Source organism: Staphylococcus hyicus (genome assembly GCF_000816085.1).
Lineage (GTDB): Bacteria > Bacillota > Bacilli > Staphylococcales > Staphylococcaceae > Staphylococcus > Staphylococcus hyicus.
Map to the genome: position 1 here is coordinate 1,933,710 of NZ_CP008747.1, position 22,212 is coordinate 1,955,921.

Genomic DNA, 22,212 nt, shown 5'->3' on the forward strand with positions numbered 1-22,212 from the left:
TTGTTTTATACATGTAAACCGTTATTTTGAGTGAATTCTTGAAACTCTTCTTCTGTCGCAAGGACGTAATGATTGGGTGTAAATGCTTTTAATGTTCTAGGTACATCCGGGTTTTTTTCGCCTTCATACGCAAATCGTTTTCGCGAACGTTCGCTATCAGGGTCTGGTTGTGGCACTGCAGAGAGCAATGATTTTGTATAGGGATGTAGTGGTTGATTGTAAATCTCATCTGCCGGTCCAAGTTCCACGATTTTCCCCAAATGCATAACCGCTATACGATCTGAAATGTATTTCACCATGGAAAGATCATGCGCAATAAATAAAAATGTAATATTGCGTTCGCGTTGTAGCTTTTGCATTAAATTTACAACCTGTGCTTGAATGGATACATCCAATGCCGATATCGGTTCGTCTGCAATAATAAATTCTGGTTCAACAGCTAAGGCACGCGCAATACCGATTCGTTGACGTTGTCCTCCTGAGAACTCGTGCGGATATCGATTGGCATGACTCTTACGTAAGCCTACCGTTTCAAGTAAGTCGTATACACGCTTTTTTCTGTCTTTTTTATCTTTTGCAAGTCCATGAATATCTATACCTTCTGCGACAATATCCATGACTTTGAGCCTTGGGTTGAGCGACGCATAGGGATCTTGGAAAATCATTTGGATTTTTTTATTAAACTTAAGTAAGTCTTTTCTTTTTTTAATACTTTGTATGTTAACCCCTTCGTAAAGCACCTGACCGTCTGTGACATCATTTAATTTAATTATCGCTTTTCCTGTTGTAGATTTACCTGATCCTGATTCACCAACAAGTCCAAACGTTTCCCCTTTATAAATATCAAATGAAATATCATCAATTGCCCGCACTTCATTTCGTTTACCTTGGTTAAAATATTGTTTTAAGTGTTTAACTTCTACTAAGACCTCTTTTTCCACCATTAAAACGACACCCTTTCTACACGTTCTGGTTTCGCAAAATTATTTGGCATAGGACGTTGTTTGCGCTTCACTAACTCTGGTGGATCTACTTTTGGTGCACGTTCATCTAACAACCATGAACGAACATAATGTGTAGGTGACACACGGTACCATGGTGGTGCTTCTTTAAAATCTATAGCTAACGCATACTCACTACGAGCAGCAAATGCATCGCCTTTTGGTGGATGAACTAAATCCGGTGGCGAGCCTGGAATTGCACGTAACGCTGTTGAGCCCTCTGTTTCCAAATCAGGCATTGATGATAGTAATCCCCACGTATACGGATGTTTCGGATCATAAAATATTTCATCCACATCTCCCGTTTCTATCATTTGGCCACCGTACATGACTGCAACACGATCAGCAACATTTGCAACGACCCCTAAATCATGGGTAATAAATATAATTGATGTATCAATCTTTTGTTGAAGCTCTTTCATTAAATCTAAAATTTGTGCTTGCATTGTTACGTCTAAAGCCGTTGTCGGTTCATCCGCAATTAGAATCTTCGGTTCACACGCAAGTGCTAATGCAATGACAATACGTTGACGTTGTCCTCCAGAAAATTGATGTGGATACGCATTGAATCGTTCTTTAACACGTTTCAAACCTACTAGCTCTAACAATTCGATGGCTCGTTTTTTCGCATCCGTCTTATTCAGTCCAATATGTTTCATAATAGGTTCCATTACCTGTTTTCCTATTTTCATGGTAGGATTTAAAGACGTCATTGGGTCTTGGAAAATCATCGAGATTTCCTTCCCCCGTAATTTCATTAGTTCTTTTTCTGACTTTTGGGTTAAGTCTTCGCCATTGAACATAATACTGCCTTGCTTAATACGCCCTGACTTTCCTTGGAACAATTTCGTAATGGCTTTTGTCGTTACAGATTTACCTGAACCTGACTCACCTACAATCGCTAACGTTTCCCCTTTGTTTAAATAAAAATCTACACCGCGTACAGCTTGCACTTCCCCAACTTCGATATCAAAAGAGACATGCAAGTCATTTACTTCAATTACACGTTCTGACATTGGTCATACCTCCTTTATTTTCGCATTTTAGGGTCAAATGCATCTCGTAAACCGTCACTAAATAGATAGAAAAATAGAATTAATAAACTTAATATGAAAGCCGGAATAAATAATTGGTGTGGATGAATTAATAACATCGCACGTCCCTCATTCACCAGTGATCCTAATGACGTTTGAGGTGCTGGTACACCAATACCAATAAAACTTAAGAATGCCTCGAAGAAAATTGCGTTTGGCACTGTAAACATAGACGTTACGATAATCGCGCCTAACGTATTAGGTAAGATATGCTTAAAAATAAGTTTTAAATTTGATGTCCCTAAAGTACGTGAAGCTAAAACAAATTCCTGATTTTTTAATTTTAAAAATTCTCCACGTACAACACGGCTCATCCCAATCCATCCTGTAATTGCCATCGCCAAAATAATTGTCCAAATTGATGGTTCAAATATTAATACGAATAAAATCACAACGATAAGTGTTGGAATAGATGAAATAATTTCGATAACACGTTGCATAAAGTCATCAATCCGACCACCAAAATAACCAGAAATCGCACCGTATATTACGCCAATAAATATGTCTAACAATGCTGCTACTAAACCAATAAATAATGAGACTTGTGCGCCTTGCCACGTTCTAGTCCAAATATCACGTCCAAGTTGATCAGTACCAAACCAAAAATTTTGTTTCACATGTGCTTTGTCATATGCGTTACCATCTACACCTTCACCGTCAAAGGGTAAAAAGGGGATTTGATCTAGTACAGCAATTTTTGGTGGTAAATTACGTCGTTCAACATCTTGCTCAGCATAGTCATGAGTACTAATTAACGGACCTACAATCGCCAATATTAATATGATGATGAGTCCAATCATGCCCACTACTGCTAATTTATTACGTGTTAATTGAGACCATGCATCTTGCCAAAATGTACGTCCTTCTCTTTGGAAATCTTGCTCGCTACTGTCAGGTGCGCCTGTACGTATAAAATCTTCATGCATAATCCCCGACGTTTGAGCTACAGTTGCACCTGAATGGTCATCTCTAGGTAAAGTTCGCTCTTCTTTCGTCATTACTTTTTACCCCCTTGTAAACGAATTCTAGGATCGATTAGGCCATATAGAATGTCGACGATAAAAATAGACACGATGAATAATGTACTAAATAATAGTGTAATTGCCATAATCACCGAAAAGTCATTCGTCGTAATCGAACGTACGAATTGGTCCCCTAATCCAGGCACACCGAAGATGTTCTCGATTGTCAGTGTCCCTGTTAAAATACTTGCCAACATTGGAACTAAAATAGTAATGACGGGTATCAAAGCATTGCGTAGCGCATGACCAAATAACACGCGTTGTGTTGAGTTCCCTTTTGCTCGAGCCAGTAATATGTAATCCGAACTCAACACTTCAATCATTTCAGCACGAATGTAGCGTGCAACTGTAGCCACAACAACTGCTGAAAGGGCTAGTGACGGTAATATCGCTGTAGAAATACCTTCCCACCCTGCAACTGGAAACCATTGTAATCGTACAGCAAATACATACTGTAATAATACAGCTAATACGAATGATGGAACCGAAATCGCAATAACAGAAATAAAGGTGGCAAGATAGTCAACCCAGGTATTTTGCCGAGTTGCTGCTACGACACCGAGCAACAACCCTAATATGACACCAATAATCATTGAAAAGAGTCCCATTTGAAATGATGGAACAAGTCTTGGTTTAATTAAATCCCAAACCGGTTGGTTGTCATATTGGAACGAATTACCAAAATCACCTTTGACGACATTAGCCATATAATTTCCATATTGAATTGGTAATGGATCATTTAACCCATACTTTTCGTTTAACATTGTTTTTTGCTCTTCACTCAACTTTTCGTCGTTAAACGGTGATCCGGGCATCAATTTCATAAGGAAAAATGTGATTGAAATAATAATAAATAGTGATATCACCATGTATAACAATCGCTTAATCGTATATCTAAGCATCAAACATACCCCCTTGTGTGTAATTAACATTCCCTTCAAAATTTTCAGAAATATTAACAATATTATAATCACAAGGGTGCAAATTAATCAATATCATTTCAATTTACAGTGATAAAGCATTTTACATGAAATAGCTTTATATCAAGATATTATTTCAAGAAAAAAATAATTTATGTTGAACTAAAAATGCTTCAAATTCATAGAGCGGTAGGTTACAATAATCTAAAACAATGCGTAAGGAATGAAGTTATGTCACATCTACCTCAACGATCTTGGGTTTATATTCTCATGACCCCATTATGTACCATCGTCTCTTGGTTGTTTAGTCTACATACATGGACCCACTTTATTAATTTATTTTTTACTTTTTCTATTATTTTTGCGATTTTATTATTTACACTTTTAGTCATTCAAGAAGGCATCTTAGATGTCACTAGCTATGGCTTTAGACGTTTTAAATATCAAATGATGCGTAAAAAAGATAAAGATCGTTACGAATCCGATTCATTTTTTAATCCCAAACAACCTAAAAAATCAGAATATGTTGTACAGTCATGGATTAAGCCTGCCTTATATGTACATGTATTCTATATTTTGCTTTCCTTTGTACTTGCATTTACAACCTATTAGTCATACATTTTTCTGTATACACAAAACACAGATGTCTTTACTAAAAGAACATCTGTGTTTTATTTTTTTCGTCATGTGAATATCGAATGATGTACTATCTAATCATCCATTTCTTAAAAAGTCATGTTTGTTGACTTGTTTTTCGTTGTGACGCTTTTCTACTATTATATAGTCATAAGAATAGTACGACATAAAACATAGGTATACTTTGTATACACGTGGCACACAAGTCTGTATATTTAGTCATGTTCATACATCACGCGATGTATCTGTAACATAGTGGATTTTATACATATGATCTTTACTATTTAAAAGCGTATCGTTACCTAATGAGTTATGGTCGTTTGCGATATTTCAGAGCATACACCTGGCACATGGGCTACACAAAAAGGAGTGTGCACGTCGTGTGCAACACTCCTTTTCCACTAAAATGAAAGTATGATTATTCATCATATTTTTTAAATATTAATACTGCGTTATGACCACCAAAACCTAAACTATTACTCATCGCATAGTTAATTTCACAATCAACGGCTTTGTTAGGTGTAATATCTAAATCAATTTCAGGATCATTTTTCTCTACATGAATTGTTGGGGCAATCTTTTTATCCCTAATAGAAAGTACTGAGAAAATTGCTTCAACGCCACCAGTAGCACCAAGTAAATGACCTGTCATTGACTTTGTTGAACTAATTTTTAGTTGTTTCGCTGCTTCACCAAATGTATTTTTAATGGCTTTAATTTCAAACAAGTCACCTACTGGTGTACTTGTACCGTGCGCATTCAAATATTGAATATCGCTAGGTTCAATTCCTGCATCTTTTATGGCCGCTTCCATAGCACGAGAACCACCTTCACCATCAGGACCTGGCGCAGTAATATGATGTGCATCACCAGTAGAACCGTAACCAACAATTTCAGCATAAATTTTAGCACCGCGGGCTTTTGCAGATTCAAGTGATTCTAAAATAAGAATACCTGCGCCTTCACCCATAACAAAACCATCGCGACCTTCTTGGAATGGACGACACGCTGTTTCAATATCGTCATTTGTAGATAAAGCACGACTCGCACTGAATCCTGCAATTGCCATATGCGTAATCGGTGCCTCTGTACCGCCTGCTATCATCGCATCTGCATCGCCACGTTCAATAAATTTAAAAGCTTCACCGATAGAATTTGTCGCGGTCGCACATGCTGTGACAGTCGCACCATTCGGACCTTTAGCCCCTAAATCGATAGATACTTGACCAGTCGCCATATCCGGGATAAGCATTGGCACGAAAAACGGGCTCACACGACGTGGTCCTTTTTTCTTTAATAAATCATAGGCTTCTTCAAATGTTTCCATTCCGCCAATACCAGAACCGATCCAAACCCCAACTCTGTCTGCATTAGATTCATCAATCGTTAACCCTGAATCTTTTAAAGCTTCCCTAGCGGCAACAACAGCATATTGCGTAAAACGAGACATCTTTCTAGTCTCTTTTTTCGTGATATGATCTTCTATATTAAAGTCTTTTAATTCTCCACCAATATGAACATTATAAGGTTCTGTATCGATACGTGTAATTTTATCAATACCGTTGACACCCTTTAAAGCATTGTCCCACATCGTAGGTACGTCATTTCCAATTGGCGATAATGCACCTAAACCAGTAACTACGACACGTTGTTTTTTAGTCATTTATGTTCCTCCTCTACTATTTTCCCCATCGAATTACTAGTGAGCCCCAAGTTAGTCCGCCGCCAAAACCGACTAACACGAGCACATCATCGTCTTTAATTCGACCAGCTTTTAATTCTTCAGAAATACTCAATGGAATGGATGCCGCTGAAGTGTTACCATATTTATCGACCGATACACTCATTTTTTCTTTCGGAATATTTAACCTTTGACGCGCCGATTCCATAATACGAATATTCGCTTGATGTGGCACGAATAAATCAATATCATCCGGAGTCAAATTGGCTTTTTCAACTACACGTAATGAGGAATCTCCCATAATACGTACAGCAAATTTAAACACTTCTCGTCCATTCATTCTAATATAATCTGTTTCTTGATCTTGGTAGAGGTATTTCCCACCAACACCGTCAGAACCTAGTTCATAACTTAGAATACCACGGTTAGCAGACACTTCGCCAATAATAGCCGCTCCAGCACCATCTCCAAATAAAATAGCTGTAGAACGATCATCTAAATCTGTAATCCCAGATAAACGATCCGCACCTACAACAAGCACATTTTTGTAATCTCCTGATAATATAAATGCTCTTGCTGTTACAATACCATACATGAAACCTGTACAAGCTGCGAGTTGATCCACAGAAGCTACTTTATTTAAACCTAATCGATGTTGTAACATATTAGCAACGGTTGGAAAGCGATGATCACCGCTAGATGTTGCTACTATAACCATGTCGATATCTTCTTTATCTATACCCGCATCTTCAATAGCACGTACACTTGCTTCATATGCTAAATCTGACGTTTTCTCGTCATCATTTGCCCATCTTCGTTCTTTAATCCCAGTCATTTGGGAAATCCATTCATCTGATGTATCAAGGTATGATTCAAAGTGTGCATTATCTACAACGCGTTCTGGTGCATACGCCCCAAATCCTTTAATACCTACATTCATGGTTTGAACACCTTCTTCATATATTTTTAATACCAGGTATTAATTTACCATAATGACATTAAAAAAGACAAGTCTAACACTATCACGACTATACAAAATAAACTCAGACACTTATAATGGAACTATCAGTATAAATGGAGGCATATCGTAATGAAATACTTCTTTACATTTTTTTGGGCGGTACTCTTATTAGAGATGGTTAATTTCGTACTTAATAGTCTAAATGGTGGTGGACCTATTAACTTTATTGCACCACTTATTTTAGCTGTATTGATGGTAATCATCGTCGTATTAATCGATATTGCAATTAAACCTGATACATACCATCCAGCTAAAGATAATCAAAAGTAATATTTACTATCTCTTTAATGATTTCAATGTAAATTTGTGTAGTTGTATGATTGAAATGCCACGCTACACACAAAAACCTTCAAAATTCATGACGATGAATTTTGAAGGTTTTTTATATCTATTCTCATATTGACACTTCAAACAAACTAAAAGGAGTTAAAGCGTATTACCCATAAAAAAACGAATTAATTTAACCCCTTGCTTTCAACTTACTTAAATGACATCAATGACATTTTATGCGTCTGTTGGTGGAGTTACTTTAAATGTGATTTCCCCATTTTCAACATCTCCATATACTTTAGTACCTTCAGGGAGATTTTCTTTAATCATCATACGTGCCAATGGTGTCTCTACATGGCGTTGAACAAATCGTTTTAATGGACGTGCACCAAACTGTGGTTCATACGCTGTTTCACCCATCCATTTTTTCGCAGCATCAGATATTTCTAATGTGATACGCTGATCAGTTAGACGCATATTTAGGTTTCTCAATACCTTATCAACAATCATCTGCATATCATCCACAGATAATGGTTTGAATAAAACGATGTCATCCATACGGTTTAAAATTTCAGGTTTAAAATAACTATGCAAGCTATCCATCACCGCTTTTTCCGTATCTTCTGTAATTTCTCCAGTATCTTTCACACGGTCAAGTAAAATTTGAGAACCAATATTACTTGTCATGATGATAATTGTATTTTTAAAGTCTACACTTCTACCTTTAGAGTCAGTTAAACGACCGTCATCTAAGATTTGAAGTAATACGTTAAAGACATCAGAATGTGCTTTTTCAATTTCATCTAATAAAATAACTGAATATGGGTTGCGTCTGACCGCTTCAGTTAATTGACCACCTTCGTCATGTCCGACATAACCTGGAGGTGCACCAATAAGACGAGATACCGCATGTTTCTCCATATATTCACTCATGTCGATTCGAATCATATGACGTTCAGAGTCAAATAACGTTGACGCCAAGGATTTCGCAAGTTCTGTTTTCCCTACCCCAGTTGGTCCTAAGAATAAAAATGAACCAATAGGTCGGTCAGGGTCTTTAATACCCGCACGTGCACGTACAACAGCATCCGCAACTAAATCTACCGCGCTATCCTGACCTACAACACGTTCATGTAGAATATCAGAGAGGTGTAGTAATTTTTCACGTTCTGTTTCAACAAGTTTAGAAACTGGGATACCCGTCCATTGACTTACAATTTCTCCAATTTCCTCATCCGTTACAACTTCACGAATGATACGGTCACCGTCTGCACCTTGTGATTCTTGGAAGGAAGCTTCTAATTCTTTCAATTCTTTTTCAAGTTGAGGAATTTTACCATGTTGCAATTCTGCAGCTTTTTCCAAGTCATAATTATTTTCCGCATCCTCTAATGCTTTACGGCTTTCATCAAGTTCTGTTCTTTTTTCTTGAACTTTTGCTATTTTCTCTTTTTCACTTTCCACTCGTGATTGTAGTTGCGCTTGGACTTCTTTTTCTTCTGCAAGTTCTTCTTGCAATTCTTTAAGACGCATTTGACTTGCTTCATCTGATTCTTTCTTCAATGCATTTTCTTCAATTTCTAATTGCATGACACGACGATTCACTTGATCTAATTCAGTAGGATTAGATCCCATTTCTGTACGGATTGTTGCTGAAGCTTGGTCGACAAGGTCGATCGCTTTATCTGGTAAAAATCGATCCGTAATGTAACGGTCTGAAAGTTCTGCAGCCGCAACTAAAGCTCTATCTTGAATACGTACGCCATGGTGTACTTCATAACGTTCTTTTAAACCACGTAAAATCGAAATCGTATCTTCAATATTTGGTTCTTTTACATTAACTTTTTGGAAACGACGTTCTAATGCAGAATCTTTCTCAATGTATTCACGGTATTCATTTAACGTCGTTGCACCAATACAGTGAAGTTCACCACGTGCAAGCATTGGTTTTAACATATTGCCAGCATCCATAGCGCCGTCCGTTTTACCAGCCCCCACTAACATGTGAATTTCATCTATAAATAATAAAATGCGTCCATTGGATTCTTTTACTTCTTTTAATACCGCTTTTAAACGTTCTTCAAATTCACCACGATATTTCGCACCTGCAACCAATGCACTTAAATCAAGTTCAAAGACTGTTTTATCTAATAAAGAATCTGGTACGTCTCGTTTTACAATACGTTGTGCTAGCCCTTCAACGATTGCTGTTTTACCTACACCAGGTTCACCAATCAGCACAGGATTATTTTTCGTTTTGCGGCTTAAAATACGAATGGTATTTCGAATTTCTTCATCACGACCAATGACTGGATCCATGTTTCCTTTTCTGACTTCTTCAACGAGATCGCGTCCATATTTAGCTAATGCTTCATAGTTTACTTCAGGATTTTGAGTTGTCACGTGATTCCCTCCTCTAACTTTCTTAATAATTTCATTAATGACTTCTTGTTTATTACCCACATATTGACGTGTGATGTCATCAATATCTATAGCTGCTCTTAACAAGTGTTCCATTGAAATGAATTCATCTTCATATTCTTTCATATATTCTTCTGCTTTATTAAATACTTCATTCGTTTTCGAACCTAGATATTGGCCGTATTGTACGTTATCCCCTTTAACAGAAGGATAACGAGATAATTGATCTGTATAGGCTTTATTCAAAGCATCTGTATCTATATTTGCTCGGTCTAATATATTTTGATATAAACTTTCGGGCTGTTCTAAAATGACCTTTAATAAGGCTTCTATTTCTACATTTGTTAACTGATAAGCTTTAGCATATTCAATGGCTTTTTGAAGCGCATTTTGAATAGAATGTGTTAATTGATTGATATCCAAAATGTCTCACTCCTTTATCTTTACTCGGTCTATTGACTTTGACTTTCTTTGACCTTAATTATATTATACGTTCATACGTTATTGAATGCAACAATTTAGTTTGACTTTTTTTGACTAATTCACCTATGTCATTCTTATTAACCTTTCATATGAATTTCAAACATACGTTAAATTTAACGAAAAAGAACCTCCTACGTATCTCAGGAAGTTCTTTCATTATTATATATTCTATTTTAACTCACACCTAAAGCAATTTTGGCATAACGAGACATCATATCCTTCGTCCACGGTGGATTCCACACAATGTTCACTTCTGTATCTTTAATTTCTGGTAATTCACCTAGTGCTGTTTTGACTTGATCAACAATTTGTGGTCCCATCGGACATCCGATTGATGTTAAAGTCATCTCAACAGTACAAAGGCCGTCATCATTTAAGTCCACTTTATAAACAAGGCCTAAGTTCACGATATCAATCCCGAGTTCAGGGTCAATAACGTTTTCTAAAGCGCCTAAAATATTATCTTTTAAAGCCTCTTCCATGAGATTCACCTCTTCTAATTAATAACTACTCTCAATATATCAAAATTCAGACATTACGACAATAAAATGCTATGATAAGCATACATTGAAACTAGCGCATAAGGAGACAATTATGAAACAACATTTGATTTGCCTCGATTTAGATGGCACTTTACTAAATGATGATAAAAATATTACCCCCTATACATTTAAAGTACTTAAAACATTACAATCCCAAGGTCACGCGATTATGATTTCAACAGGCCGCCCATATAGAGCAAGTAAACGATATTATGATGAACTCAATATGGATACACCTGTTGTTAATTTTAATGGTGCCTATGTACACCACCCTAAAGACGCACAGTTCCCTACACAACATGCACGCTTAGATGAAGGCATTGCTACATGTATCATTGATACTTTAAAAACAATGAATGTGCAAAATATGATTGCTGAGGTCATGGATCAAGTCTATCTTGATCGTTACGATGAAAATTTATTTGAAGGGTTTAGTATGGGGGATGCAAATATCCAAGTAGGAGATTTAAGAACACTTTTAAAAGAAGATCCAACAAGTTTATTAATTGAAGCAGACGAACATCAAATTCCTCGCATTAAAAAGATATTAACACGTTTTTATGCTGAAAATATTGAGCATCGACGTTGGGGTGCACCATTCCCAGTGATTGAAATTGTAAAACGTGGTATTAGTAAAGCCGTTGGTATAGATATCGTTAAAGATTATCTTCAAATTGAGCGTCAACATATTATTGCTTTTGGTGACGAAGATAATGATATCGAAATGATTAAATATGCAAAACATGGTGTAGCTATGGCAAATGCCATACCTGAACTTAAACATGTTGCTAAAGAAACAACTGCATCAAATAATGAAGATGGAATCGGTATTTATTTAAATCATTATTTCCAATTAAATATCACTAAAGACAACTAAGGAGGTCTTCATATGAGTCAAAAAGTTATCGTCGTTGGCGCAGTTGCAGGTGGTGCGACTGCCGCAAGTCAACTCCGTCGTTTAGATCCAAATGCTCACATTACTGTTTATGAAAAAGATAGAGATATGAGTTTTGCGAATTGCGGTTTGCCTTATTATCTTGGTCATGTAGTTGAAACACGCGAGGCGTTACTTCCAATCACACCTCAAATATTTAAAGAGAAGAAAAATATTCATGTTTTGGTGAAGCACGAAGTCATCGCTGTCGATAGCCAAAAGAAATGTGTCACGGTTAAAAATCATGAAACAGGCACTACGTTTAATGACACTTTTGATACATTAATATTAAGCCCTGGCGCACGCGCACATCACTTAAACTTTGAAGCGCCACATCTGTTCACTTTACGGAATATGGAAGATACAGATGCTATTGAAACATACATTACCCAGCATGACGTTAAACGTGTCCTTATTGTGGGTGGTGGTTACGTGAGTTTAGAGGTATTAGAAAATATGTACCATCGTGGCCTAAATCCTACGCTTATCCACCGGTCTGAAGCAATTAATAAACATATGGATCAAGATATGAATCATGTTATTTTTGAAGCTTTAAAGGCACGTCATATTCCATATCGTTTAAATGAAGAAATCAAAAACATAGAAGGTACGATGGTGACTTTTAAATCAGGTATTAAAGAAAATTACGATTTAATTATCACTGGTGTTGGCGTAAAACCTAATTCTGAGTTTTTAAAGCATTCAGGAATTACGCTAGATGAAAAAGGATATATTCCTGTGAATGCACGTTTTCAAACAAATCATCCAGACATTTACGCATTGGGTGATATTATTACTCACCATTATCGCCACGTTGACCTTCACGCACACGTGCCGTTAGCTTGGGGGGCCCATCGTGGCGCAAGTATCATCGCCGAACAACTGGCTGGCCATTCTAATGTCACATTTAAAGGTTTTTTAGGCGCAAATATCGTTAAATTTTTCGATTATACGTTAGCAAGTACAGGCATTGCTCCGCATGAACTCAAACATTTTGACTATGGCGTTGTCGAAGTTAAACAAACCGCGCATGCAGGATATTATCCTAATAATTCAAAACTACACTTGCGTGCTTATTATGATAAGCAAAATCGACGGTTATTGCGTGCAGCTGCGATTGGTAAAGACGGCGTTGACAAACGCATAGACGTGTTAACAATGGCTATGATGCATGACGCAACGATTGACGACCTCACTGAATTCGAAGTGGCTTATGCACCACCATACAGTCACCCTAAGGATGCAATCAACATGTTAGGGTATAAGGCGCGCAATTAAACCGACAGTCACAAAGCAATGTAATTTCGATCCTGATACATGTTTCAATGTATTATCCCTTTCACCTAAGGCATAAATCAAAACTGTTCACATGCATGTATAATCCTATCCATATAAATAACCTTCAAAGTTCATAAGCAAATGAACTTTGAAGGTTTTTAAATTGAGGTAGCATGATTTTCCTACCTTATTTATGTTTAATGAAATAGTTGTGTCATTGGACCCCAAGGTAAGATAATACCTAGAATAATCGTTAATAATGCAACAGCCCATGTTGCTATAAATAAGCCACGGCTAGATGCTTGGCGTTTTTTACGTGCAATTGTCACTTCCATTAAACCAACGATTGCAATTCCCATTAACATTTTTAATGTTAACAACATATGGTTTGATCCCGCACTCGTAAACGCATTTACGATAAGCCATACACCCGTAATCAAAACTAATAGCATAAATAAACGCGTCGCCATATGTAATGGTTTAAACAGTGGCGTTGGACCTTGTTTATTTGAGAAATTTTCGTAAGTAGCAAAAAATAAAATCAATAAAATAATCCAACTTATGATATGCAAATTAATTAAAACCATTATAGACCCTCCTTTTATACATAACTTTATTGATTATACCATAATAATAGTAGTCATACATTTAAATAACCCGTCTGACGTTTCATCAAACACATATGAACATACGATTACCAGCGCTTCATTAAATAGTCACACATAAGAAACGCCTTCAAAATTCATATTTAGATAAACTTTGAAGGCGTTATTAATAATGCTTTATTTTTCTATATAATTAGTCAATGTGCCAATATTATCTACTGTAACTTTTACTTCATCACCTGGTTGTAGGTATTGCGGAGGGTTCATACCCGCACCAACACCTGATGGCGTACCTGTCGCAATAATGTCACCTGGATGTAATGCCACATATTTGGAAATTTCTTCGATTAATTCGTCGATTTTTAAAATCATCTCAGATGTGTTGCCGTCTTGACGTATTTCGTTATTCACTTTCGTTACAATATTGACATTTTCTGGCGTAGGCATTTCATCTTTTGTAACGATATATGGTCCCATTGGACAGCCACCTGTTAAACTCTTAGATAAAAAGGCTTGATCGTGCGCTTTTTGAGCTGTACGGTCTGTAATATCATTGATAATTGTATATCCATATACATAGTCAAGTGCAAGTCCTTTAGGAATCTTTTCACCGGATTTTCCAATAACAATTCCTAATTCGCCTTCATAATCTAACGTATCCGTAATATCTTTATGGTTTGGAATTGTACTTTCATCACCAGTTAAAGATGATGCTGCTTTAGTGAATACGTATAAACGATTTACTTCATGATTCAACTCTTCTGCATGCGCTTTATAGTTACGACCGAATGCTATAACATTGTTTGTAGGTGTTACTGGTGGTAAAAATTCGATATCATCAAATTTCACTTTATAAGCTTCACCACGGCCACTGTCTTCAGCAGCAACCACTGCTTTACGCACTTGTTCTTGAAATTCAATCGTTTGATTTTGTTGTAATCCTTCTAATAATGTTTTAGGATGAAAATCACCTTCTGCAAAGTCAGCAAAAACTTTTGTTAAATCCCATGCCGCTTCTTCGCGTTTTACTTTTACACCAAATGATGTTTCACCATTATGCTTGAATGATAAGAATTTCATTCATAATCAGCTCCTAACGTATTTCTTAACCACATTATAACGAAAATTTCAGATAAATCACACAGTTAACCTTTTGAATTAATCAATTGCTAAGGCACCATACTTGAAGAAGTATAAATAACCCGAAACATTGTGTCCTGTTATCGTTTCCAAAGCCTTTTGGTAATAATTCATTTGAATTCGATATTTCGCTTTAAGCTGTTCACCGACCGCTTCATCTGACATACCACGCCGTCTAACAAAAGCATCTGTCTTATAATCGACAAAATAGTACTTTCCATTTTTCACGAAAACCACATCAATCATCCCTTGAATAATGGCCGCATCCGTGTCATGTTCTCCTGATTCCATATCATGTTGATTTACAATAAAAGGTAATTCACGATAGAATGCGTCACTTTGTGCGATTTCCATGTACAACTCACTCTGAATAAACCGCTTCACATCCTCTAATCGAATATCTTTCACTGCATCTTCAGGAATGATAGCACGTGTGACGAGTGATGTGATATATTCGTGTAATGCCTCATCTGAAAGACGCGCTTCATTAAAAGGCAAATGTTGCATCACTGTATGCATCAGTGTTCCAACTTCAGTCGCTGTACGTTTTTGAGACTCTAAAAATGCTGGTCGTTGATATGTTGCGACCCCAAGTCTATATTGGCGGACACGGTCATAGTTTGTGTCAGATTGCTCTGTGTCGAGCTGACGTTTTAATTCAGAGACTGACTGTTTGGATGCTAAATATTGGTCTTGTTCATGAGGATATTTAAATAATAGTCGGTTTTCAATCTCTTTGATAAGCATCTCGTTTTGTACGGCGTGCGTGGTCTCTGCATCTAACATCTCAATACTTAATCGGGTATCCTCATGATGTGATTGAGGCAAAATATCTGATGCTTGAATATGATGAATTGTAATTGATGGTGTAAGCGCCATTTCTTTTTCTTGTTCATCTTTAAATCGCAAAGCATCCACCAGTGAGGAATGCTTATACTTACTTAAAATACTGTAAATCAATTCAAAAGGATTTCTGGCATTAAAACGATAAAGTGGCGTCAACTTATCATGCGCAATTGGCGCTTCTGTTAAAGCATATAACTTACTTTCTTTTTTCTCACGACCTATTAAAAACAACTGTTCTTTCGCCCGCGTTAATGCGACGTAAATCAATCTCATTTCCTCGGAAATAATTTCTTTACGATTAACCAATTCAATACTCATTGAAATCAATGACGGATAAAATATGCCATGCATTTCATCATAATATTGTAATCCTATTCCTTCATATTGATTTAAAATAACAGGTTGATTCAAATCGGTCATATTAAAGTCACGTGTAAGGCCAGAATATATGACAAACGGAAATTCAAGTCCCTTACTACTATGAATCGTCATCATCCGCACTACATTGTCATTTGGTCCGATAACATTTTCTTCACCAAAGTCTTTACCGCGTTCAATCATTTGATCGATAAAACGAATGAATTGAAACAAACCTCTAAAACTCGATTGTTCAAAGTCGACAGCTTTATTGAAAAGTCCATGTAGGTTTGCGCGCCGCCCTTTCCCACCGACTAATCCACTGAAATACTGAATTAGATAATGGTCATTATAAATCTTATCAATTAATTGATAGACCGGGTGACTTTGACTGTATATACGATAGTTAGACAAATCGTTTAAAAATCGCGATAATTTATCAACTAAATCACGTTGTGCCGTTTCCGCATTCATGTAATGTTGGATAGATTGATAAAAATAATCATCATGCGGTGAGACAACACGAATTTCTGCTAGTTCATCTTCTGTAAACTGATAGATTACCGAGCGCATCAATCCAACAAGATAAATATCTTGGAGTGGATTATCAATGACCCTCAAGAACGAAAGCATTAAACGTATTTCAGTTTGTTCAAAGTACCCCTGTTTACTATTCACATATAAAGGGATATCCCTATCTTTAAATACATGTTGCAAGTGTCGTGCATTACTGTAACTTCTTTCCAAAATTACGATATCTTTATACGTCGCTGGACGGTATAGCTTTGTTTTCACATCGTATACTTTTTTCGTGTTGATGATAGTGTCTACTTGAGTCGCAATCAAATGTGCTTCTTGTTCAGATCCAGTTAACTCACTGGATTCATCTTCAAGGAGTACATTTAAATGCAAAGGAACACTAACATCATCAAACGGTGCGCCGTAATATAATCTTGCAGCGGCATCATACTCGATTTCGCCTATTTCCCGGTCCATCATATGATGAAACAAATAATTGGTTGTATTTAATATCTCTTTACGAGAGCGAAAATTTTGCGACAAATCAATGCGCCAACCACTGTGATCTGTTTGATTAAACGCTTCGTATTTTTCGATGAATAAACTTGGATCTGCTTGTCTAAATTTATAAATCGATTGTTTCACGTCTCCAACCATAAATAAATTACCATTTGATGCAGACCCTCGTTTAAAGCTTGAGATAATCTGTTCTTGCACTCTATTTGTATCTTGATATTCATCGACTAAAATTTCTTCATATTTATCTCTATAAACGTTTGCGATGTTTGAAGGTCGACCATTATCATCGTATAAAATTTTCAAAGCAAAATGTTCATAATCTGTAAAATCCAAAAGATTTCGCTCACGTTTAGCTTTATTAAATGTTACAATAACATCTTGCGTTAATTGACTTAAATAACGAACACGAGGCGCCAAGTGTGCAAGTTCAGATATAAGTGCATTATCATCTCGTGCCGCAAGTTCATCTTTGACTTTCGACATGAATGTTTTAAATTGATCAAAATAAGCTTTAAATGTCTCATACATGTCATTTAACATCTCATCCTTACCAATATCTTTCGGTTTCGTAGGCATGCGCCCAAATTCATACGTTTGAATTTTCTTTTTATTTATTTGAGATTCAGATAGAAGATGTTGCAACGCACGACGATGATTATCTATAAAAACAATGTGCTTGTCCAACTCACCTAACAATTCCAAATGCGCATAGGCTTGTTCGATTGCATCGTGTGCTGCCTTTAAATAAAGCAAAATATATTGATTAATAATGTTAAGGTAATGGTTTTGCATATGGCGTTCAACATAAGGCGCATCTAGTTGATTCAACCACTTTTCTGGTTCAGGATTAGCAACACTAAAGTAATACAAACTTTTGATGATTTGTCTGAGGCGTTCATCATTACGATCCGAGCCTACTTGTTCTGTTAAATCTATAAAATGAGGGTCTAATTGCGCATAATGTGCTTCAAAAACCTCATCAATAACCGATTCTAAAAGTAGCACATTTTCAACTTCACTTGCCGTTCGGAAATTTGGATCAATATTTAAAATATCATAATGTTGTTGAATCAATTTTAAACAAAAACTGTGCAAGGTTGAAATTTGCGCTTGATGTATTTTCGCCATTTGGTTTTTAATATGTTGATTCGAAGGGTCTTCAAGTGCTGCTTGATGAATTCGCGCTTCAATTCGATGCTTCATTTCACGCGCACTTAAATTTGTAAATGTCACAACGAGTAACCGGTCTACGTCGATACCATCTCTAAGGATACGTTGAATAATGCGTTCTACTAAGACTGCCGTTTTACCTGACCCAGCTGCTGCAGCTACAAGTATATCTTTCCCTTTTGCATATATACTCTCCCATTGCGCATCCGTCCATTGTACTTCATTGGGTTTTTCAGGTATTGTCATTCATCTTCCTCCTCTCTTAAACATTGTAACGGATTGATTTTTTCATCTACCGTTCGATATTTAGGTGAATCAATTAAGCTATCCACGTGACACACTGACTGATAGTTACAGAATCGACACGGTAATGTTTCTTTATATTTTAACGGTGCTACTTCAGTGTGACCATCCATAATATTCGAAGCAATGTCTACAAAATTACGCTTATTATGCTGTATTAATTTATAAAGTGTAGCTTCATCTGCAACCTTACTCGAACTATATGGTTCACCATTTTTTTTGAGCCGAAGTGGAACAACATCCGAATTAAATCCATCTATTAACCGTTTATCATATGCTGCAATGACATCAGAATCACTATTCAATAAGCCACTAAGTTGATATGACTTTAAGAAAGAAGATGTTAATTTTTCGGTACTTAAATCTGACCACGTTCTTTTATCATCTTTAAATTTATGCACATACATATATAGGAAGCCACCAGGTTTTGCATCTGAAGACAAACCTAAACGTCCTTTATTTTGTAATGCAATATCCATATAGGTCATCATTTGCATTTGAAGCCCATAATACACTTTGACTAAATCTAAAGACGCACTTGAGGTCGACGATTTATAATCGATAATGTTAATAAAGCTTTTATTGTGCGTTTCATACGTATCAATCCGATCAATTTGACCTCTAATATTGATGGGTATGCCTTGTCTTGTTTGAAGTGGTTGCGCAAACAGTTCATCGTCATTCCTCGGTTTCTTTCTAAACGACTTTTCAAAGGCAATAGGTTTAAATTGTGATTGTTCACTTTGGTGTTTTAACGCCTGTAACGTCGCTTGAATAATTGCACCGATACGTTTAGCTAGATATTGGTAATACGACGACGAATTAAGCAAATTATATTGCACTTCTGGCAAATAGTTAGCCAATGCTTCTTCAGTAAGTTGCTGTATTTGTTTCATTGAAAGTTGATTAAAACGGCCTTCAACCTTTTCTGCAATATAGCGTAATACATCATGAAAAATAGTACCTAAATCAAAACTTTGAAGTTGATATTTCGTACGTTCATTTAATCTTAAGCCATGAGCGGCATAATGTTTAAATGGGCAACTTTGATAGCCTTCAAACCTTGAAACACTGGCATTAATCGTTTTACCATATAAAGCCTCTGTAAGGCTTTGACTAAGCGTAACCGTGTCATTTTGGTACGTTAACGCCGTTTTCAAATGATCTAAACCTTGAGATAAGGAAGGATTTTTAGCCATTACAGCATTCACCGCATACCACGTATCAGAAATGAGTTCACCTTCTAGGGCTGATTTTAACGCTTCGAATAAATGCACTTTCGTTTGGTGAGGATGCGCAATAAGCGACAACGTATTACGTTCATGTTCTCGGGCAACTGAGGTCACTTTCAGATGTTGGAATAATTGAATAATATCATTTAAAAATGGGCTTTTTTCCTTTTCACTCCCACTGCTATCCATAAGACTGTAACTGAGTGTAAGTGCATGTGTGGCACGCGTCATAGCATGATAACATACAAACGCCTCATCCATTTGTAAAATATCTGCTGTTGGGCTCAATTGCACGTGCGTCACTGACTCGAATTGCTTTTTTTCATCATCGGATATTAAACTTTTACTGGATAAAGCTTGTGGCATCACCCCATCGTTCATCCCAACCATATAAACATGTTTTTTGTTATCCACTTTTGCTAAATCCATCGAACCAATCGTGATTTGATCAAGCGTTTGAGGAATCATCGAAAATTCCAACTCATTAAGCCCCACATCTAAAATTTCCAAAAACCGAGATAATGCCATGGGCTCAGATTCAAAAACCGTTACCACATCATCTAATACGCGACTAAACCCATTCCAAATTTGGTCTATTTCTTCTGCTTCCGTATGTTTGCCCATTTCATCGAGAATATCGCGTTCAGTCATTAATTGATGTGGCAACTCGAATTTTTCCATCACTTCATAAAATGCTGTGGCGTAGTCTCGCGCATGCTTTCCTTCTTTTAAACGTGTTTCAAAAGTAAGTAATTTATCAAAAACATGATCTTTTAAAGTTATGACACGCTCGAATAACGCTCGCGTGTCATCGGTTAGTGTTTTATGTTTAATCCCCATTTTTTCAAATTGTTCCACTGTAAAATATTTAGGGTCTATCCAACGTTTACCATAAATCCCACGCTCTAATGCATAATTTTCTAGAATATCAATACGATGTAAACTATCTGAATACTGTTGTGTTAGTACATTTGTTTTTAATAATCTCATTAAAGGTTCAAATTGCCATGTGGTTTGAATCACTTCAATCAACGCACGTAACATTTCCATAATTGCGTGATGCGTCATCGATTTTTTTACATCAATATGATACGGGATATCATATTGCGGTAAGATTGCATCTAATAAATATGGATAATTAGAATCTCTATATAAAATTGCGATATCTTTATATCGATAGCCTTCCTCACGCACATCTTTTAAAATTCGGCGTGCGATTTCATTGACTTCATCGCGTGTAGTCGGTGACTCTAAAATATTAATATGCGCGATATCTGTTGTTGATATGGTAGGCATTAACGCGTCAAAATTCTTTTCAATATGTTGCAATGCCTTATTTTGAAAACGGTATGTTTGATTAAAATACGTACGTTGTAACGTCATATTAGACGCTTTCGCAATCTCCTCAATGTGTTGTAAGGATTCGGACGGTTTACGGAACATACTAAAGGCGTCAGTATCCCCATTTGTAGTTAAACTTATGGTCACTGATTGTGTATGTTTCACAAGCGCTTTAATAATTTGGTATTCTTGTGTAGAAAAGTTGTGAAAACCGTCTATATAAATCTCAGCATCCGCTAACCACTTTGAATGCGGAATTAACTGTATAAATCGATTCAGTTGCGCTTCTGGAGTTAAAAAAGTTTGGGATAATCGTTCATTCAGTTGATGATAAACTAGCGCAATGTCATGTAACTTATCTTGCGTTCGACGGTCAAACATAGCATCCTTTGAAGCCTTTTCAACCATTTCTGCAGTCACATTATACTTTTCAAAATCTTGAATTTGTTCTCTAATTTTCGTACTAAAACCTAAATATGAGGTTTGCGCATGATACAACTTAAGATTTTCTTTTTGACTTTGTAAAATATCATACAACATCATTTCAATCGCACTTGTAGATAGTCGTTGTTCATGGACACCACCTAATTCTTGAAATACACGATGACTTAACCTTTCAAAATGTAATACTTCTGCACGAATACTCCCTTTTAATGCTTGATCATTTATAAAAGCTTGCTCGTATAAATACGTCCCTTGCATCGGCGTAATTAACACGATAGGACTACCAAGTGGTTGCGTTTGTAATTTAGATTTAATTTCTTTTAAAATCGCTTTACTTTTCCCAGTTCCAGCACGTCCTAAAAAAGCACGAAACATGACCTCACCCCTTTAATTACGTTTACATTTACGCTTATTATAGCATTCTCATTTCAAA

Annotated in this window: 16 protein-coding genes; 4 read left to right on the forward strand and 12 right to left on the reverse strand. The window is 36.4% G+C overall.

Features of this window, described 5'->3' with window-relative positions; translation table 11 throughout:
* Window positions 1-5: 5 nt before the first annotated feature.
* From SHYC_RS09130 to opp3b, 4 genes are read right to left on the reverse strand one after another with little or no spacing between them, the layout of a single operon-like run.
* Entirely contained in the window at window positions 6-944 is a 939-nt protein-coding gene (locus SHYC_RS09130) for an ABC transporter ATP-binding protein (RefSeq protein ID WP_039646502.1), read from the reverse strand.
* Entirely contained in the window at window positions 944-2,017 is a 1,074-nt protein-coding gene (locus tag SHYC_RS09135) for an ABC transporter ATP-binding protein (protein WP_039646503.1), read from the reverse strand. Before SHYC_RS09135 ends, SHYC_RS09130 begins: the two co-directional genes overlap by 1 nt.
* 14 nt (window positions 2,018-2,031) lie before the next feature.
* Window positions 2,032-3,093, reverse strand: a complete 1,062-nt coding sequence (opp3C, locus tag SHYC_RS09140; protein ID WP_039646505.1) for an oligopeptide ABC transporter permease — start codon at window positions 3,091-3,093, stop codon at window positions 2,032-2,034.
* Window positions 3,093-4,019: an oligopeptide ABC transporter permease gene (opp3b, locus tag SHYC_RS09145; protein ID WP_039646507.1), complete on the reverse strand. Its 927-nt coding sequence runs from the start codon at window positions 4,017-4,019 to the stop codon at window positions 3,093-3,095. The genes opp3C and opp3b overlap by 1 nt, the downstream gene beginning before the upstream one ends.
* A gap of 249 nt (window positions 4,020-4,268) precedes the next feature.
* Here opp3b and SHYC_RS09150 point away from each other — a divergent pair, with 249 nt between their 5' ends.
* A complete protein-coding gene (locus SHYC_RS09150; protein ID WP_039646509.1) occupies window positions 4,269-4,649 on the forward strand; it encodes a DUF3899 domain-containing protein in 381 nt (126 codons plus the stop codon).
* 442 nt (window positions 4,650-5,091) lie between these two features.
* Here SHYC_RS09150 and fabF read toward each other — a convergent pair whose 3' ends face one another.
* Together fabF and SHYC_RS09160 are read right to left on the reverse strand one after the other, a co-directional pair.
* Complete coding sequence (gene fabF, locus SHYC_RS09155; RefSeq protein WP_039646512.1) at window positions 5,092-6,336, reverse strand: beta-ketoacyl-ACP synthase II; 1,245 nt, start codon at window positions 6,334-6,336, stop codon at window positions 5,092-5,094.
* A 16-nt stretch (window positions 6,337-6,352) separates the two neighbouring features.
* Window positions 6,353-7,294: a beta-ketoacyl-ACP synthase III gene (locus SHYC_RS09160; protein ID WP_039646514.1), complete on the reverse strand. Its 942-nt coding sequence runs from the start codon at window positions 7,292-7,294 to the stop codon at window positions 6,353-6,355.
* A gap of 150 nt (window positions 7,295-7,444) precedes the next feature.
* On the opposite strand from SHYC_RS09160, the gene SHYC_RS09165 reads away from it, so the two are divergent.
* On the forward strand, window positions 7,445-7,645 hold the full coding sequence (locus SHYC_RS09165; protein ID WP_039646516.1) for a YjzD family protein: 201 nt from the start codon (window positions 7,445-7,447) through the stop codon (window positions 7,643-7,645).
* A 234-nt stretch (window positions 7,646-7,879) separates the two neighbouring features.
* On the opposite strand, the gene clpB is transcribed toward SHYC_RS09165, so the two are convergent.
* Window positions 7,880-10,489 carry an ATP-dependent chaperone ClpB gene (gene clpB / locus SHYC_RS09170; RefSeq protein ID WP_039646518.1) on the reverse strand — a complete coding sequence of 870 codons (2,610 nt, stop codon included), beginning with the start codon at window positions 10,487-10,489 and terminating at the stop codon, window positions 7,880-7,882.
* 233 nt (window positions 10,490-10,722) lie between these two features.
* Complete coding sequence (locus tag SHYC_RS09175; RefSeq protein WP_039646520.1) at window positions 10,723-11,031, reverse strand: metal-sulfur cluster assembly factor; 309 nt, start codon at window positions 11,029-11,031, stop codon at window positions 10,723-10,725.
* 112 nt (window positions 11,032-11,143) lie between these two features.
* Here SHYC_RS09175 and SHYC_RS09180 point away from each other — a divergent pair, with 112 nt between their 5' ends.
* Window positions 11,144-11,968 carry a Cof-type HAD-IIB family hydrolase gene (locus tag SHYC_RS09180; protein ID WP_039646522.1) on the forward strand — a complete coding sequence of 275 codons (825 nt, stop codon included), beginning with the start codon at window positions 11,144-11,146 and terminating at the stop codon, window positions 11,966-11,968.
* Between the two features lie 12 nt (window positions 11,969-11,980).
* On the forward strand, window positions 11,981-13,303 hold the full coding sequence (locus SHYC_RS09185; protein WP_039646524.1) for a CoA-disulfide reductase: 1,323 nt from the start codon (window positions 11,981-11,983) through the stop codon (window positions 13,301-13,303).
* A 197-nt stretch (window positions 13,304-13,500) separates the two neighbouring features.
* Here the strand turns inward: SHYC_RS09185 and SHYC_RS09190 are convergent, their stop codons facing one another.
* The 4 genes from SHYC_RS09190 to addB form a co-directional block, all read right to left on the reverse strand.
* Window positions 13,501-13,890, reverse strand: a complete 390-nt coding sequence (locus tag SHYC_RS09190; protein WP_039646526.1) for a YisL family protein — start codon at window positions 13,888-13,890, stop codon at window positions 13,501-13,503.
* A gap of 195 nt (window positions 13,891-14,085) precedes the next feature.
* Window positions 14,086-14,988 (reverse strand): fumarylacetoacetate hydrolase family protein, encoded by a 903-nt coding sequence (locus tag SHYC_RS09195; RefSeq protein ID WP_039646528.1) that lies wholly within the window; start codon window positions 14,986-14,988, stop codon window positions 14,086-14,088.
* 78 nt (window positions 14,989-15,066) lie between these two features.
* Complete coding sequence (gene addA / locus SHYC_RS09200) at window positions 15,067-18,705, reverse strand: helicase-exonuclease AddAB subunit AddA (RefSeq protein WP_039646530.1); 3,639 nt, start codon at window positions 18,703-18,705, stop codon at window positions 15,067-15,069.
* On the reverse strand, window positions 18,702-22,154 hold the full coding sequence (addB, locus tag SHYC_RS09205; RefSeq protein WP_039646532.1) for a helicase-exonuclease AddAB subunit AddB: 3,453 nt from the start codon (window positions 22,152-22,154) through the stop codon (window positions 18,702-18,704). Before addB ends, addA begins: the two co-directional genes overlap by 4 nt.
* Window positions 22,155-22,212: the final 58 nt, after the last annotated feature.

Coding starts and splice junctions, on each gene's coding strand:
- SHYC_RS09130 (WP_039646502.1), bottom strand. CDS start 944: ATGGTGGAAAAAGAGGTCTTAGTAGAAGTTAAACACTTAAAACAATAT.
- SHYC_RS09135 (WP_039646503.1), bottom strand. CDS start 2,017: ATGTCAGAACGTGTAATTGAAGTAAATGACTTGCATGTCTCTTTTGAT.
- opp3C (WP_039646505.1), bottom strand. CDS start 3,093: ATGACGAAAGAAGAGCGAACTTTACCTAGAGATGACCATTCAGGTGCA.
- opp3b (WP_039646507.1), bottom strand. CDS start 4,019: ATGCTTAGATATACGATTAAGCGATTGTTATACATGGTGATATCACTA.
- SHYC_RS09150 (WP_039646509.1), top strand. CDS start 4,269: ATGTCACATCTACCTCAACGATCTTGGGTTTATATTCTCATGACCCCA.
- fabF (WP_039646512.1), bottom strand. CDS start 6,336: ATGACTAAAAAACAACGTGTCGTAGTTACTGGTTTAGGTGCATTATCG.
- SHYC_RS09160 (WP_039646514.1), bottom strand. CDS start 7,294: ATGAATGTAGGTATTAAAGGATTTGGGGCGTATGCACCAGAACGCGTT.
- SHYC_RS09165 (WP_039646516.1), top strand. CDS start 7,445: ATGAAATACTTCTTTACATTTTTTTGGGCGGTACTCTTATTAGAGATG.
- SHYC_RS09175 (WP_039646520.1), bottom strand. CDS start 11,031: ATGGAAGAGGCTTTAAAAGATAATATTTTAGGCGCTTTAGAAAACGTT.
- SHYC_RS09180 (WP_039646522.1), top strand. CDS start 11,144: ATGAAACAACATTTGATTTGCCTCGATTTAGATGGCACTTTACTAAAT.
- SHYC_RS09185 (WP_039646524.1), top strand. CDS start 11,981: ATGAGTCAAAAAGTTATCGTCGTTGGCGCAGTTGCAGGTGGTGCGACT.
- SHYC_RS09190 (WP_039646526.1), bottom strand. CDS start 13,890: ATGGTTTTAATTAATTTGCATATCATAAGTTGGATTATTTTATTGATT.
- SHYC_RS09195 (WP_039646528.1), bottom strand. CDS start 14,988: ATGAAATTCTTATCATTCAAGCATAATGGTGAAACATCATTTGGTGTA.
- addA (WP_039646530.1), bottom strand. CDS start 18,705: ATGACAATACCTGAAAAACCCAATGAAGTACAATGGACGGATGCGCAA.
- addB (WP_039646532.1), bottom strand. CDS start 22,154: ATGTTTCGTGCTTTTTTAGGACGTGCTGGAACTGGGAAAAGTAAAGCG.